This window comes from Paenibacillus sp. JCM 10914 (genome assembly GCF_001315105.1).
Taxonomy (GTDB): Bacteria; Bacillota; Bacilli; order Paenibacillales; family Paenibacillaceae; genus Paenibacillus_AQ.
Map to the genome: position 1 here is coordinate 58,094 of NZ_BAZR01000018.1, position 15,605 is coordinate 73,698.

Consider the following 15,605-nt stretch of genomic DNA (forward strand, 5'->3'; position numbering starts at 1 on the left):
AACATCAGTGAAGCTGCAGCTGCATATATAGTTATAACATAACGAACACTGTTCGTAAAGAACAATGTTCGTTATGTCATTTTAAGGAGCCAGCTTAATAAGACTGCACCTGTTGTTAATGAACAAAGGCAGCCGGTCATTATTTGACGGCTGCCTTTGTTCATTTAACTATATGTCCTTTTCGATTCAATTATTTATTGAAAGTAATCTTCTCCGAACCGTCCTCAAGAACGATCGACGTATCCCGCGGCTTTGTTTCCGCGATTAGGCGGCCGCCTCTGAACGAATAAAGCACTCCGACCTGTTTGCGTATGGCCTCATATTCGTTTTCTGCTTCAAGAACGATGAAATTCGCAGGCTTCCCTTCTTCAATACCGTATACATCCTCAATATGCAACGTTCTTGCGCTATTTTTCGTAATGAGATCGATCGAATTTACAATCTGATCATAACCGAGCAACTGTGAAGCATGGATGCCCATGTGCAGTACCTGAAGCATGTTGCCTGTGCCTAACGGATACCATGGATCAAAGATGTCATCGTGACCGAAGCACACATTGAGACCAGCTTCCTGCAGCTCTTTGACGCGAGTCAGTCCTCTTCTTTTTGGATACGTGTCAAAGCGACCCTGCAGGTGGATGTTAACCAGAGGATTGGAGACGAAATTGAGGTCAGCCATCTTCAGCAATCTGAACAATTTGTACGTATATGCATCATTGTATGACCCCATCGCCGTCGTGTGACTTGCCGTCGTACGGGAGCCCAGCCCGCGTTCATAGGCTTCTGTCGCAACGACTTCAACGAAACGAGATTGCTCGTCATCGATTTCATCGCAATGGATGTCGATGAGACGATCGTATTTTTCGGCGAGGTCAAACGCAACCTTCATCGAATCGACGCCATATTCCCTTGTGAATTCGAAGTGCGGAATGCCGCCGACCACGTCAACGCCCATTTTCAGCGACTCTTCCAGCAATGCCGCGCCGTTCGGGTAGGAGTGAATGCCCTCCTGCGGAAAAGCGACAAGCTGGATGTCGATGTATGGTGCCATTTCTTCTTTCACTTCAAGCATCGCTTTAACTGCGGTCAAACTTGGATCGGTGACGTCCACATGCGTCCGCACATGCTGGATACCCTGCGCTATCTGCCACTTCAGTGCCGTTTTGGAGCGCGTTTTGACGTCTTCATGCGTCAGGAAGGCCTTGCGCTCTGACCAACGCTGAATGCCCTCGAACAGCGTTCCGCTTAAGTTCCATTCCGGCTCGCCCGCCGTTAACGTTGTATCCAGATGAATATGAGGTTCAATGAACGGCGGCAGCACAAGCGAGCCGCCCACGTCAAGGACTTCCTCATTCGCAGTTACTTCCTGTGACTGCGTAATTAGCTCAAACTTTCCTTCTTTCACGACGATATTCCACAAACCTTCTTTACCCCGCAATTTTGCGTTCTGTATAATCATTGTTCTTCCCCTTTTCATTGGATTCTTTCGCAGGATTGATCAGCATCAACACGATGTAGGCGACCGCCGTACCAATTAGTGCGTTTAACGGCGTTACTCCTGGAGCAAGCTGGGCGAACGCCACGCCGATCGCCCAAGCCACCATCGCTATCCAGTTTACCTTTTTAAAACTCATTTCAGCAAACGATTGATAGTTTCCGCGCTTCACAAAGAAGTAGTCCGCGATGATGATGGCCCCGATGGACGGTACCGCCGCGCCCAGCACATTCAGGAAACCGACGAAATTGTTGTACATCCACATGGCAAATACGGTACCCACGATGCCGTTTACAATAACGAAGAATTTTTTCGAAATTTTGGTGATGTTGGCAAATCCCAGCCCGGAAGCGTAAAGGGCGTTATCATTGGTCGTCCAGATATTCAGCCCCAGTACGATGATCGCGGGAAGGATCAACCCTTGCAGGAACATGACCTCCGAGATATCTGCCAGGTTATAAGCCATTGCGCCGACGGCACCGAACAGGAACATGAGCGAATTCCCAAGGAAAAACGCAATGACTGTAGCGGTAACCGCCTGGCGGGATGTCCGGGAGAACCGTGCAAAATCGGGCGTTAAGGTTCCACCGCTGATGAATGAGCCGATACAGATGGTTAGTGCCGCTGCCGCGGTGATTGTCTGTGTCGGCGTGTAATCGAGCAATCCTTGCAGACCGCCCAGCGTATCTGCACCTTCGAACATGGAGTAACTGCCGAGAATGGCAATGGCCGGAACCGCGATATACCCCAGAATCACCAGCGACTTCATACCGAAGATGGCCGATGCCGTCATGGCGAGGCCAAACAACAAGATCAACAGGTACACGTTCCAACCCATCGCTTTGGCGACCGGGATCGCGAACATGGCCACGCCGACGCCGAACCATCCGACCTGCGTGAAGCCTAGCAGGAATGAAGGCAGGTAAGATCCTTTCTCACCGAATGCATATTTTGCCAGTAAATGCGTAGACAGACCCGTCTTGGCGGCGATATGCGCCAGTGCTCCCGTATAGATGCCGAGCACCAAATTTCCCGCAAGTACTACGCCAATGAACTCCAGGAACGTCAAGCTGATGCCCAAAGTCCCCCCTGCCAACATGCTTGCCGAAAAGAAAGTGAACCCCAACATGACAGATAACGTCTTCCAAAAATGGTTTCTCTGCGTTTTCGGTACCTCTTGCCACGAAAACTCTTGATCTTGTTTGCTCATCAGAATACCTCCAGCTTAAAGTGTCCTGATACCAAAAAAGCAGAAAAAAGAGGCTACTCGTCAAGTCTCAACCTGACAAGTAGCCTCTTTTAATTACTTCATAATCCGCACGAAGACGCAGAGCATCCCCTGATGGAAAATGCACTGTTCACGCGTGATTATAAAAATCCGCTGTCCTTGCCAGCCTCTCTGGACTGAATTAAAGGTACCAGTATTCAATTACATTCTATTATTTTGGAAAAACCAATGGTTGTCAATGTTATTATTATCCAATGATAATAATCCTCCTATCCTTGCTACTCTACCCCAAATTAATCTCCCGGATCTTTTCCAGGTCCACTTTCGGTTTTCGGTCTTCGTTGAGTAGCCCGTTAACCTCATGCTGCACGTCCGTAACCTGCGTATAACAGTAGCCGGAAATGAACGGAATGGCTTTAATCGCTCCGGTTATACTGCCAAATCGCTTCAGGAAGTCCTCCTCATTGTCAACCTGATCGCCATAACCCCAGCCATGCTCGCTCTTGTAAGCAATCCCTCCAAACTCGCTGATGATTATCGGTTGGCCTTTATAACTGTAGCCATTTGCGAACGCAAATTTCCACTCGTTGTACGTACCGCTGCTACCCGTGATTGAGTTTTTATCCTTGTATGTTTCATACAAATCCTCGCCCCGCTCCACATAATCATGAAGAGTCAGAATATCAGAAATGGTGTGCTCCCATCCATCATTGGTGATGACTGGACGATAAGGATCGATGGATTTGGTCAAATGATAAATGCCTTCCGTAAATTTTTGCTGCCGTTCGTCATGGATAATATTCTGAATGCCCCATGACTCGTTAAAAGGCACCCACGTAATAATGCAGGGATGATTGTACTGCTGCTGCACAACCTCCATCCATTCCTTGGTAAAACGCTCCACTGCTTCATCGTTATATTCATAAGCAGCCGCCATTTCGGACCACACCAGCATACCTTTGACATCACACCAGTATAGGAACCTGGCATCTTCAATTTTCATATGCTTGCGCAAACCGTTGTAGCCCATCTCGGCGATCGCTCGATATCTTCGATCAGCGCTTCCTCAGACGGAGGCGTCAGATGACTATCGGTCCAGTAGCCCTGATCCAGAATCAATCTCTGGTAAAGGGGAATATTATTCAGCAGGATTTGGCCGTCTCGGATCGAGATTTTGCGCATGCCGAAATAAGAGCCCACCCGGTCGATCTCTCGTTCTCCATCATATAGTACAAACTCCACATCAAACAGATTTGGATTTCCCGGAGACCACAGGTTTTGCAGCCAAGGTCCGTTGATGCCATTCATCATGCTGGTTTCCACTGTCAGCCAGGCTCTGTCCACCGAAAGGCTTAGCTTTCTTACCGTTTCGCCCTTAAGTGTAATTTCAGTCTCCAGCCGGAGATCATTTTTGTTTTTCGTACCGTTAAAGCGGAAGTCAAACCGAATCATTTGGCGGTCAATGTCCGGCGTCATTTTCACCGTATCCAAGCGGGTATCGTGGACATGTTCGAGCCAGACGCTTTTCCAAATGCCTGTGGTCTGCACATAAAACGAATCATGATTCCGTCCGGACCAGCGCTGCTTGCCCCGAGGCTGCAGACAGCTATCGCTGTCTTCCACTTTCAACACAATTTCATTTTCGGCGTCTTGCCCCAGCAGGTCGGTAATATCAAAGGAAAACCGAGCATACGCCCCTTCATGCTCCCCCGCAAAACGACCGTTCACCCAACAGGAGGCTTTATAATCGACACCTTCGAAATGCAGAATCGTTTGTTTCCCTTCCGCCTCTGGGGAAAGTATCAATTTTCTGCGATACCAGATCTGCGCATGGAATATCTCTTCGCCGATCCCGCTCGCTTGCGTTTCATAGGTAAATGGAACATTTATTTTTTGGGCGACCGGAAAATGGTCCATCCAACGTTCTGCAACACCGGCTTTATCATCATCGAAACTGAAATCCCACTCCCCGTTCAGATCCAGCCACTGGCTCCGGACAAATTGGGGTCTCGGATAGTTTTTCATATAAAATTTCGTAGCTGCTGTGGACACTTAAACACCTATCCTCTCTCTGCTCACTGAAGTATAATCTGTATTTCTAATCACAGATTACTATCTTGTCCAGAGAAAGAAAATGATTTATCCTATCTAATGACTGATCTATTATCCTTTATAGGAGTGGGATTTATTGATACATCTAAAGCGATGCGGATATAATGTGATTCATCCAGAAGGCTTTACTGTCGACCGTCCGGAGGGCTCTGGGGATTACGTCTTTTTATTCTTCCGGAGCAAAATGGAGCTTCGAATTCAATCACAGGTTATGTTTGTTGAACCTAATGCCTTCATTATTTTTAACAAGAATAGCCCATATTTCTACCAGGATGCTGAGCAACCGCTGGTTCATGACTGGTTTCACTTTGAAATGGAGGATGCAGATGCTTTTTTTGATCGGCTGAATCTCCCTCTAGATACCTTAATTAAAGCATACGACCCCTTTTATATTTCCAGAAAAGTGAATGATATTCATTGGGAGAATCTGCAGAACGGAACCTTCCGAAAGGAGATCATCGATTATACTATTCGTTGCCTATTCATGAAGCTTAGCGATATTCGAAGTCATCTGGAGCCACACCATCAGATTAGTAAATACTATGATCAGTTCCTGAACTTAAGAAATGAAGTCTTCAGTTCTCCTTCGACTTGGTATACGGTCGAGTCCTTGGCGGACAAGATGAATATGAGTCGGTCTTATTTTCAACATATGTACAAACAAATCTTTGGCATATCGGTCATTAACGATATCATCCTGAACAGACTAGGATATGCCTCCTATTTATTGCAGAACACCTCATATGCGATCAGCCATATTTCTGGAATTTGCGGTTATGAGAACGATGTACATTTTATGCGGCAATTCAAAAAGTTCGTAGGACGAACTCCTAGTGAATACAGAGGAAGATAAAAAAAGCCTGGTTTATCAGGCATCATTCACTCACATTATGTAGGTAGTAGTAACCTGTACTCTGACTTTTTCATGAAATTCGCTACTTGTGTCATCATCTGAGCACCTATGCAAATGCGAGACAAAACTTGTAACTTAAGTTTTGTCTCGCATTTTTACGGGAGCCTATTCAGGGGACTATTTCTTGAGAAACCCATCCGGGAAATAACTAAGATGTTTTCCTTACTGCGAACCATAGCTCAACGAAATTAAGCCCATCCCTATTTCCAGTAATCTCAAATTCCATTCCGTTGACCTGTTCATATCCTGCAGTAGGAAGCCACTCAGAGAAGAATCGTCTATATAATGTCTCCATTGTTTCATCGAATTTATCCCATGTGAATGGATCAGATGAAAAGATAGCCCACGTTTGTGCTGGAATCGTAATACTGGTGTACCTATCGGTTTTACTTGAATCACTTTTAAATGCACACAACATGTATGGAAAAGTATCCTCTTCAGTTTTTTTGTAGCTACAAATCGCATGTACTTTATGATAGTCCTGATTTAAAAATTCTGGTTGCTCACCTGCATTGGCCGCAAGTTTTTCAACCTCACCGTTTGCATGGCTTTGCTTCCATAATCCTGCTGGAGTGTCTACGCCGTTTAATTGAAACACTTTTTCGATTCCAAATACTTGGAAGGTTTCTTTGGTTTCGATACGATAGTTCATTGCTTTTTCTCCTTTAATTGAAATAAGGAAGGAAAGCCGAGGATAGGCTTTGAGCGCAGTCCCTTCTTGGCGGGCCATTGCTGGATTAACACCATGCAACGATTGAAAAGCTCTTGCGAATGAAACCGGTGATTCATAACCATACTTTATGGCAATATCAACAACTCTCATATCGCTATTCTGCAATTCAATGGCTGCGAGGGTAAGTCGTCTTCGCCTTATATATTCCGCAAGTGACACATTAGTAATGAATGAGAACATTCTCTGGAACTGATGTGACGAACAGCAAGCACATTGAGCCACTTCCTTCAATTCGATTTCTCCGGTTAGATTCATTTCGATGTAATCCAATGCCCGATTCATTCTTATAAGCCAGTCCATCTGAATCCCTCCCCCTAATAGAAGTATAGTAACGCTATGGCTTCGTATCGCAACTATTTGTGCCCTATTAAGTTTCGAATTCATCCGTTTTAAAAGTTATTTATACGCCAGATCTGAGATGTACATTTACTCAGCCAATGTTTTCGTCATCTCGCCGTTCTTCTAATCATCCTAAGTTTTATAAGCTATCGTTTCATAACCATATACATCAAAATGAACAATTCGAATCCCATCACTTGGTTTTATATTAAAAACCACTCTCTCATCAATGTCCTTAGCCACACATGTTATTGAATTCGCTTGATCTGATACCGGGTAAATTTCATACTTAAACCATGCGCCATGATTCTTCCGCATAAAAATATACAATTGGCCATCTTCATAGGTTACTATTATGGTCGAGTCAGGACGTATCCCATATCCCTGAAATACCTTATAGAATTCACCAGTTGTTATTTGAGGAACATCCATTTGGGTTAATTTAGCTAAGGCTTCGTTCAGATTTCTCACTACGTACGGATCTTGCTCTATGGTTTCTCCATACGCATAAATGCCCTCGAGTTGCTTCAGTATAGATTCGTTAATTTTTATAGGAGTTGTTATCTCTAGTTCTTGCAACTCTCTCCCAAATGCTATCTCAGCTAGATACTGGCTAATACGTTGGACAGGTGTTAACTCAAAATTGCTCAGTACGATAATGACAAGGTCATCGTGAACAAATCGATTGAAGTCTGACCAAAAACCGTTCATACTTCCAAAATGTCCAATTCGTAACCCAGCCATAACTTCCACAGTACGCCGTGCATTGGTCAGAAAGGATCTTAAGCGAATCTTTGCTGACCAACGTATCGGTGTAGAGAGCACGATCCCACAAGTAAAGATCTTCAACCGTAGAATACATTGCACCAGCACTGAGGTGAAGAGTCATATCTACATATTCAGCATGAATTTGCTCTTTGCACACGGAATATCCAGAAGCAAGGTTTTTAATGATCGACCTACAGTCCTCAACTCCTGTATGTTCTAAATACAAAGGCCGAAAAATTCTTTCTTTGATATATTCTCCATGGGAAATCCCCGATATTTTTTCGATGATGGCGCTCAGTAAAATATAGGGAGAGCTGCTGTACCTATGTTCTTCCCCCGGCATAAATTCCAAAGGTTTATTCTTTATCATTTGAACGGTGTCTTCAAGTGTTGAATAAAGCCTTTGTGTTTGTTCCCAGTATCTAGGGAAACCCGTAAGATTTTAATTTTAAGCTCGTTTTGATTACTCATATTTATATTTCCTCCTATTATCTTTACGATTTTAGAAGGAACGCAAGCATACGGGGAGTAGGAGACAGTATTTAGAAAATAAAAAAAGCGGAATACCCTACCTAAGGGTTCCGCTTCGGCTCATCAAAATAAAACGATGCCTTGCGTTCCCGTAATGGTCAAAATAGGCAGACGTATCTCTTGGTTAAAAAGAGGGATTTTCTGCACTAACTAATCGGATCGACCATTACAGGTTAGCTGGCATTCAACAATTGCTCCTTCCAATATCTCCTATTTTAAAGATACATGCGAATTTTTTCCAAGTCAATAAATTTATGATTCCACTGTTCTACAAATAAGCGGATTTATCATAACTAGTCCTCCATTTGTCAGTGAACGGACGGATAGCTCAAAAGCCATTAATATGTAAATCGGGATAGTTCGCTATATTGATAATATTGCCTGAAGGGTCTGTAACGTTGAACTCAGGAAATCGATCAATCCCCCAAGTATACGTTATTTCGGTTACCTCTTCACCTGCGTCGACGAATCTTTGGTAACATTCAAAAACATCAGATGTTTTTATACAAAGTACCGCATAGGGTTTTCCGTCCGATACAATATGGATTGGAACAGGTTGTTCTACTCGTTTAAAAAACAAATAGGGTCCTGGTTCAAGCTTCAGGTCTGATTCGTCTTCGGTTTTCCAGCAATGTTTAAAGCCGAAATACTTTTCGTACCATGCAACGGATTCATCGATATTTCTGACTGGCAGTCGAACCTGAACTACAGTATGAACAAGCGCTCTACTCTTTGATGTGGTGTTCATTTGAAACCCCTCCTCAAGAGAAATCATTCAATGCCTTCCATAATACCTGCGTATCATGCGACTTTTTCCTAACTCTTGTCGATACTCCGAATGAATGAAGTGACATTACCCAAACAACAGGCTCCTTGAGGGTTATTAACCTCGCACCCACAACGATTAGCTTGAACTTGTTCTCGTATATGATCAATAGGACGCTGATTTTGCTGATCAGTTTCTATTAAGCGTTCTCTTGTCCATCCAAAGCAATAACAAACAGGAACATCCAGCGCAGCGTTTTTTTGGAACACCGAGACTTTGAGCATATCCTTGCCAAAGGTCTGTTCACCACTAAAATACACAATGTCGCAAGACGCATTAGCGCAAAAAGTGTAATTCATTTCAGGATGAATAGTTTCTAACGCTGGTGGCTTAAGCAATGCCTTGAGCGTGATCAACTGAATACTTTTGCCCTTTTGTTGACAAACAGGACATTGAGTAAGTGTCGTTGGTTTTACGGTGGTAATTTGACAGCAGCTATCCATTTTTATCGCTCCTTATGCAGTTTTGAATGTGCGAACTGGTGTGAAGACAATTATCCCGTAATATCCACTCAGAAGAAATCAGCTTCTTTTTATTTTAGATCCGTTAATTTGCTAAGCTCTAATTGATAATAACACAGAGTCATACTAATTATGATAATAACAATTCAGATCATTCTTCACCAGATGCAACCTGAAACCTAGACTGGATATAGGTATCATCAAATCATGACGGGATGTTAGAGCTTGGATTTTGAATGTGGAATTCTTCCGCTAACTGTTGTGTAACCTTCAAAGTAGTGATAATGTCCTCCATTAGATAGGGGAACTGCGGGGCCTGTCGTTCCTTTGATAATGTGAAAGTGTTGGTCATCAAACGAGGTTTTAACATGGTAATTGTGAACATGTGGGACACCGCTTGGTGCAGGTTCCTTGAACAAGTGGCACTACAATCAACTCCTCTTTTGTTATCTTGTTCCTTCATTATAATGGAATGATACTGCGGACCTCTTCTACAATCTGATTGATGATCGCCTCTGCTGATTGGTTAGATGTGAGCATTCGAGTTCCTTGACCTGCCCAAAGCGCCATGTATGCTGGATTGTTTTGGCGTGCAGAAGCATTTCTGATCTCTCGAGTTAATGTATTTTGGGTCGGGAAAGGTAGAGGCTTGATATGGGATGCTTCCCATTGTTGTATAAAGTCATTCCTTATTCCCCGTGCTGGCCGTCCAGAAAATGCATTGGTCATGACCGTGCTATTCTCGGTACTATCAAGCAGAGCGCGTTTGTATACCTCATGTGCACCGGACTCCACCGATGTCAAAAACCGTGTTCCCATCTGCACACCTTGTGCTCCTAAAGCGAGTGAAGCCACGACCCCTCTACCATCCATAATTCCGCCAGCAGCAATTACTGGAATATGGACATGATCTACGATTTGTGGGACGAGTGCCATAGTTCCGATGTTGGCCCCATTGGGCTGAGAGGTTACATCGAAAGTTCCTCTATGCCCTCCTGCTTCGCTACCTTGTGCAACGATGACATCACATCCGCGCTTCTCCGCTTGAATTGCTTCCTCCACTGTCGTTACAGTGCCCATTATTTTAATACCTAATGATTGGGCCTGTTCCATATGATGCTCAGAAAGCAATCCAAAAGTCGTACTGATAACCGGAACTTGTTCATCCAATAAAATGTCAAACTGTTCTTCAAAATCATGGGGTGTACGTATTTCATCTATAGCACGGCGTTTCACACCCAGCGACTCTCGAATGGAATCCATCTCTTTGTTTACGGCATCAAAATTTATATACTGATCAGGTTCAACATGAGCAAATATATTTACGGCAAACGGTGCATGAGTATGCTGTTTGATCTCGCGAACGGCTTCTCTTAGTTCTTCGGGGTTCATATAAGCAGCACCCAGGGTACCCAATCCGCCTGCATTAGAGACAGCCGTGACGAGCGTTACCATGTTTGCAATACCTGCCATTCCCGCGAGAACGATAGGATAACGGATATTGAAGCTTTCACAGAACTTACTGTTTAATTGAATAGACATCAAGCGTCCTCCTCATCAAGTCAGATTCCATTCTGTATAAGTTTACATCGAGTTTATCCATCCTGTATAATCCATAAATCAGATATTACATATCATGATTTCAGATAGATTGGATTCTAAAGGAGGGTCACCCTTGGATATTCACCTGTTGGAGATTTTCATTCAAGCCGCCCATGAGGGTAGTATTTCCAGAACAGCAAAAAAACTGAATTATGCTCAATCCAATGTTACACATAAAATTCAACAGTTGGAGGCGGATCTCCAGGCGACGTTATTTTATCGTCACAAGAAAGGGATTACGCTAACGCCTTCTGGACAAATTCTAGTCACTTATGCTGAAAAAATTATAAATTCGATGAACGAAGCTAGAGCTGCAGTAGGGAGCAGTTCCACTCCTTCCGGTCCTCTGGCGATTGGTTCCATGGAAACAACAGCAGCCGTCCGGCTCCCTTCTGTTTTGACACAATACCATTTAAAATATCCGAATGTAGATTTTTCTTTAATTACTGGTCCCACAGAAAAGCTGCTTCATAACGTCCTTCATTATGAATTGCACGGGGCCTTTGTTTCCGGCCCTATAGAACACCCTGATCTCACGAGTAATAAAGTGTTTGAAGAGACGCTTGTTCTTGTAACTTCTCCAAAGCACCCCCTAATACATTCGATTCATGATGTACAAAATCATACGATGCTCGTTTTCCCTAAAGGATGTTCCTACCGCGCGAAGCTTAACACTTTTCTGCAAGAAGAAGGATTGTTACCTGCGAAATTAATGGAATTTGGAACGCTGGAAACGATCATTGCTTGTGTCAGTGCAGGATTGGGTATTACGTTACTGCCTTATTCTATCATTGCTGATTATGAATTTAGGGGAAAAGTTACTTGCCACTCATTACCGGACAAGCACTCGTCAGTAACAACCATGTTCATTAAACGAAAAGATACCTTGATTACGCCGGCCTTATCCGCTTTCTTGGATGAGACTGTACATGGTTTGAATTAACGATTATTGAAAGGCAGGACAAAAATATGGTGATATCTATCCGAAACGCTAACAAAAGTGATTACGATTCTCTATTGCCTTTATTCAGGAAGGTTCATGAATTACACGTTTTTGAAAGACCAGATTTATACAAAGAAAACCCTACTCCAGTCGGTCAAGAGTTCTTTGAAAGCCAAATAGATGATGTCAAACAGCATATTTTTGTGGCAATCATGGGGATTGAAATAGTCGGAATCGTTGTTATGAAGGAAGAAGAAATCATTGAAAATTCATTTGTGAATGCGAGGAAGATATTATATATAAACAGTTTATGCGTTGATGAAACGAAGAGAAAGAAGGGTATCGGAAAAAGACTTTTGCAATATGTCTTTGATTTTGGGAGAAGCCTAAATGTTGATAGTGTTGAATTGGGGGTATCAGAAAATAATTTTTCTGCAATTGAATTTTATGAGTCCATTGGTATGACAACAAAGAGTAGGAAAATGGAGATTATATTGAGCTAACACCGTCTATATAAGATAATGCACGATTTAAACAGTGAAAAGGGCCAGCCGGAAGAATCTGGCTTGGTACCCTTTCAAATCATTATCAAAACGATTTTTATTTTTTAAATCAAGCGAACGATTATCATACTTAAATCAGAAATGTGCGTTTAGAGCGCTTCTTATGTCCAAGCTACTTCCCTATTATTTCATATGATGAGTTAATAGGAGGTGAAACTTATGGCTCGATTTTTAGATTCAAAAACTTCGCAAAATGCCAGTTATGCCAACTCTATCGCCGTCCCAATAACTGCTATCAATACGCCGGAATTAATTGCGCAACAAACATTGAATTTATCCGGGGGCACAGCTAATCTGACGGTGGTGTCATTTACGGGAATCGTTGCCACTCAACTGCCTTTGGTTCCTTTGGTTACCAACATACTCATAACTGTCGTCAGAGGCACCACTCCCTCGGGTCTCATTGTCTTTTCCGCATCTCAAAATCTCGATTTGAGTATCGTAGGGCCTCAACTCATTAACTTTGCAGGTTCTGATTTCAATGCACCGAACACTGCTAACGTAGTGTACTCGGTCTATATTCAATCCTCAGCCCTTGGCACTGTCAGAGTTGGTCCGGAAAGCTGCAACTTGATTGGAGTATCTGATTAATGCCTACTCCAACATTTGCTGTAACTTGAGTAGATAAACTTCTACTCAGTATGGTGTACAGGTCATTGTTCTTTTAAGAAAAGTACCCAACTTCTTGTATTTAAGCTTGGACAAGAAGTTGGGTACTTTATTTCTGAGCACTAGATCAGGGGGTTATATTTTTCGCGAGCCAGCCTGGCTGCCTCAACCATATTTTGAAGCGAAGCAACGGTTTCTTCCCGGCCGCGCGTCTTCAAGCCGCAATCCGGGTTAATCCAGAACCGTGCCGGTTCGAGGACGCGCAGGCGCGATCGATCATACTGCTCATTTCTTCCACACTAGGCACACGCGGGCTATGGATATCGTATACCCCTAGACCGATGCCCAGCCTGTAGGTGTGTTCCTCAAAGCTATGGATCAACTCGCCATGGCTGCGGGAAGTCTCAATCGATATGACATCTGCATCCATCGCTTCAATCGAGTCGATCATGTCATGAAATTCGCAGTAACACATATGGGTATGAATTTGTGTCGTATCCTGCACGGTGCAAGTTGCGATCTTGAATGCTTTAACGGCCCAAGCCAGATAATTGGCCTGCTCGTTTTCCTTCAATGGCAGCCCTTCACGAACAGCCGGTTCGTCAACCTGAATCATGCCAATCCCTGCCTTCTCCAGTGCCTCCACTTCTTGTCTGAGCGCATAGGCAAGTTGATAAGCAACTTGTTCACGCGAGATATCTTCACGTACGAATGACCAGTTCATAATCGTAATCGGGCCTGTCAGCATCCCTTTCACCGGACGATCCGTTTGTGATTGGGCATAGACTGTCTCCGCTACGGTCATGGCAACGTCAAAGGCGACATCTCCGTAGATGATCGGCGGCTTCACACAGCGTGAACCGTAAGACTGTACCCATCCATTCTGAGTAAAAGCAAAGCCCTCCAGTTTTTCACCGAAAAACTCCACCATATCGGTTCTTTCAAACTCCCCATGGACGAGGACATCGATACCAATCTCATGTTGCAGCTTCACCCATGTGTCAATCTGTTCGCGAATGAAGGCATTATATTGCGAGTTTGACCACTCGCCCTTACGCCAGAATTGACGAGCCTTACGTACTTCTGGGGTTTGCGGGAAACTGCCGATGGTTGTTGTCGGGAACATTGGCAACTGCCAGCGTGCCTGTTGATCGATATGACGCGCCTCGAACGGCTTATTTCGCTGAGGCTCTGTTTCTGACACAACCGCTACAGCCTTTTGGACATCATGGCGATTGCGAGCTTCGGAAGACTTCAATAATCCAAGCGCCTCGTCCGCGGCGTTTAGCTGATCATGGACGGTATTCGCTCCCTGTGAGATGGCTTTTGTCAGCAGGACAAGCTCATTTAACTTCTCATCCGCAAAAGCCAATGCTCCCAAGAGGTCCGCCCCAAGCTTAGTCTCTGTTTCTTTCGTTACTGGCACATGCAGCATGCTGCATGATGACTGTACGATCAAACGATCATGAGATACCGAGCTGATCAACTCATGTAACACATCATACTGCTCACTTAGATCAGCACGCCAGATGCTTCTGCCATCAATGACGCCAGCCCCAAGAACCTTATCGCTGGGGAAGCCATGTTCCCGGATCGAAGCCAGGTTGACGCTGAGGCCGTGTACCAAGTCAAGTCCGATCCCTTCTACTGGCAGTGACACGATGTCGAGGTAGTTATCAATCGATTCAAAGTACGTTTGCAACATGACGTTAAGGGACGGAACGGCTTCGGCAAACGTCGTATAGATCTTCTTCAGCCGGTCTATATCTGCAGCCGGAAGTTTCGTAACCACGATAGGCTCGTCGATCTGTACCCATGTTACGCCTTCATTCTCAAGTTCGCGCAGAATCTGTACGTAAATAGGGACCAAACGTTCAAGCCATGCATCCGTTTCACTTACCGTATAACCTTTCGATAATTTCAGAAACGTAAGCGGTCCGACGATCACCGGTTTACCCTCGATGCCAAGCTTCTCCTTTGCCTCCCTATAAGCCTGCAAAGGGCGGTTCTCGGTCAAGACAGGGTCCGCGTCGCTTAGTTCAGGCACAATGTAGTGGTAGTTTGTATTGAACCACTTTGTCATTTCACATGCTGTCGCGTCCTTAGTGCCTCGCGCCATTCCGTAGTAAATCGATAGGGGAACAATACCGCCTTGATATTGGAAGCGTTTTGGAACGATACCAAGCATAACAGCTGTGTCTAAAATATGATCATAATGACTGAAATCATTGACAGGAATGAGTTCGATTCCTTTTTTCTGTTGCTTTTGCAGATGATTCAGGCGAATTTCTTGTTGCTGCTGCTGAAACGTTGTCTCGTCGATTTTGCCAGCCCAGAATGCTTCTAGTGATTTTTTCCATTCCCGTTCAACCCCAATTCGTGGGTAACCCAGTATACTGCTAATCGCCATGTGCCATTCTCCTTTACTCGTTGGTATAATCTTGAGATTTGCCATTCGGCTGTAGAATCCTACTCCCTGCAA

Annotated in this window: 11 protein-coding genes and 4 pseudogenes; 4 read left to right on the top strand and 11 right to left on the bottom strand. The window is 44.2% G+C overall.

What is annotated here, in order from left to right; genetic code table 11:
- Positions 1-190: 190 nt before the first annotated feature.
- The 3 genes and pseudogenes from JCM10914_RS18355 to JCM10914_RS18365 all read right to left on the bottom strand — a co-directional run bounded on the left by JCM10914_RS18355 (position 191) and on the right by JCM10914_RS18365 (position 4,748).
- Positions 191-1,459, bottom strand: coding sequence for a cytosine deaminase (locus JCM10914_RS18355; RefSeq protein ID WP_023963599.1), 1,269 nt, complete (start codon positions 1,457-1,459; stop codon positions 191-193).
- Complete coding sequence (codB, locus tag JCM10914_RS18360) at positions 1,428-2,705, bottom strand: cytosine permease (RefSeq protein ID WP_036718911.1); 1,278 nt, start codon at positions 2,703-2,705, stop codon at positions 1,428-1,430. Before codB ends, JCM10914_RS18355 begins: the two co-directional genes overlap by 32 nt.
- 301 nt (positions 2,706-3,006) lie before the next feature.
- Positions 3,007-4,748: pseudogene (locus tag JCM10914_RS18365) on the bottom strand (glycoside hydrolase family 2 protein).
- A gap of 163 nt (positions 4,749-4,911) precedes the next feature.
- On the opposite strand from JCM10914_RS18365, the gene JCM10914_RS18370 reads away from it, so the two are divergent.
- Positions 4,912-5,688: an AraC family transcriptional regulator gene (locus JCM10914_RS18370; protein ID WP_023963603.1), complete on the top strand. Its 777-nt coding sequence runs from the start codon at positions 4,912-4,914 to the stop codon at positions 5,686-5,688.
- 208 nt (positions 5,689-5,896) lie between these two features.
- On the opposite strand, the gene JCM10914_RS18375 is transcribed toward JCM10914_RS18370, so the two are convergent.
- From JCM10914_RS18375 to JCM10914_RS18400, 7 genes and pseudogenes are all read right to left on the bottom strand, one after another.
- Positions 5,897-6,781 carry an AraC family transcriptional regulator gene (locus JCM10914_RS18375; RefSeq protein WP_023963604.1) on the bottom strand — a complete coding sequence of 295 codons (885 nt, stop codon included), beginning with the start codon at positions 6,779-6,781 and terminating at the stop codon, positions 5,897-5,899.
- Positions 6,782-6,952: 171 nt separating this feature from the next.
- The gene (locus JCM10914_RS18380; RefSeq protein ID WP_081739838.1) at positions 6,953-7,531 is read right to left on the bottom strand and encodes a hypothetical protein; all 579 of its coding nucleotides are present in this window, start codon (positions 7,529-7,531) and stop codon (positions 6,953-6,955) included.
- A pseudogene (locus tag JCM10914_RS28520) lies at positions 7,488-7,988 on the bottom strand (serine hydrolase domain-containing protein); the annotation flags it as partial. The gene JCM10914_RS18380 and the pseudogene JCM10914_RS28520, both read right to left, overlap by 44 nt.
- 459 nt (positions 7,989-8,447) lie before the next feature.
- Positions 8,448-8,867, bottom strand: coding sequence for a VOC family protein (locus JCM10914_RS18385; protein ID WP_036718915.1), 420 nt, complete (start codon positions 8,865-8,867; stop codon positions 8,448-8,450).
- A 68-nt stretch (positions 8,868-8,935) separates the two neighbouring features.
- A complete protein-coding gene (locus JCM10914_RS18390; RefSeq protein WP_023963606.1) occupies positions 8,936-9,388 on the bottom strand; it encodes a copper chaperone Copz family protein in 453 nt (150 codons plus the stop codon).
- 236 nt (positions 9,389-9,624) lie between these two features.
- Positions 9,625-9,816, bottom strand: a pseudogene (locus JCM10914_RS18395) (YmaF family protein); the annotation flags it as partial.
- Between the two features lie 52 nt (positions 9,817-9,868).
- Complete coding sequence (locus tag JCM10914_RS18400; protein ID WP_023963607.1) at positions 9,869-10,948, bottom strand: nitronate monooxygenase family protein; 1,080 nt, start codon at positions 10,946-10,948, stop codon at positions 9,869-9,871.
- 133 nt (positions 10,949-11,081) lie between these two features.
- On the opposite strand from JCM10914_RS18400, the gene JCM10914_RS18405 reads away from it, so the two are divergent.
- The 3 genes from JCM10914_RS18405 to JCM10914_RS18415 all read left to right on the top strand — a co-directional run bounded on the left by JCM10914_RS18405 (position 11,082) and on the right by JCM10914_RS18415 (position 13,105).
- Positions 11,082-11,951 carry a LysR family transcriptional regulator gene (locus JCM10914_RS18405; RefSeq protein WP_023963608.1) on the top strand — a complete coding sequence of 290 codons (870 nt, stop codon included), beginning with the start codon at positions 11,082-11,084 and terminating at the stop codon, positions 11,949-11,951.
- A 26-nt stretch (positions 11,952-11,977) separates the two neighbouring features.
- On the top strand, positions 11,978-12,454 hold the full coding sequence (locus tag JCM10914_RS18410) for a GNAT family N-acetyltransferase (RefSeq protein WP_036718920.1): 477 nt from the start codon (positions 11,978-11,980) through the stop codon (positions 12,452-12,454).
- A 219-nt stretch (positions 12,455-12,673) separates the two neighbouring features.
- Positions 12,674-13,105 (top strand): hypothetical protein, encoded by a 432-nt coding sequence (locus tag JCM10914_RS18415; protein WP_036718923.1) that lies wholly within the window; start codon positions 12,674-12,676, stop codon positions 13,103-13,105.
- Positions 13,106-13,245: 140 nt separating this feature from the next.
- On the opposite strand, the pseudogene metE reads toward JCM10914_RS18415, so the two are convergent.
- Positions 13,246-15,533 (bottom strand): annotated as a pseudogene (metE, locus tag JCM10914_RS18420) (5-methyltetrahydropteroyltriglutamate--homocysteine S-methyltransferase).
- Between the last annotated feature and the right edge of the window lie 72 nt (positions 15,534-15,605).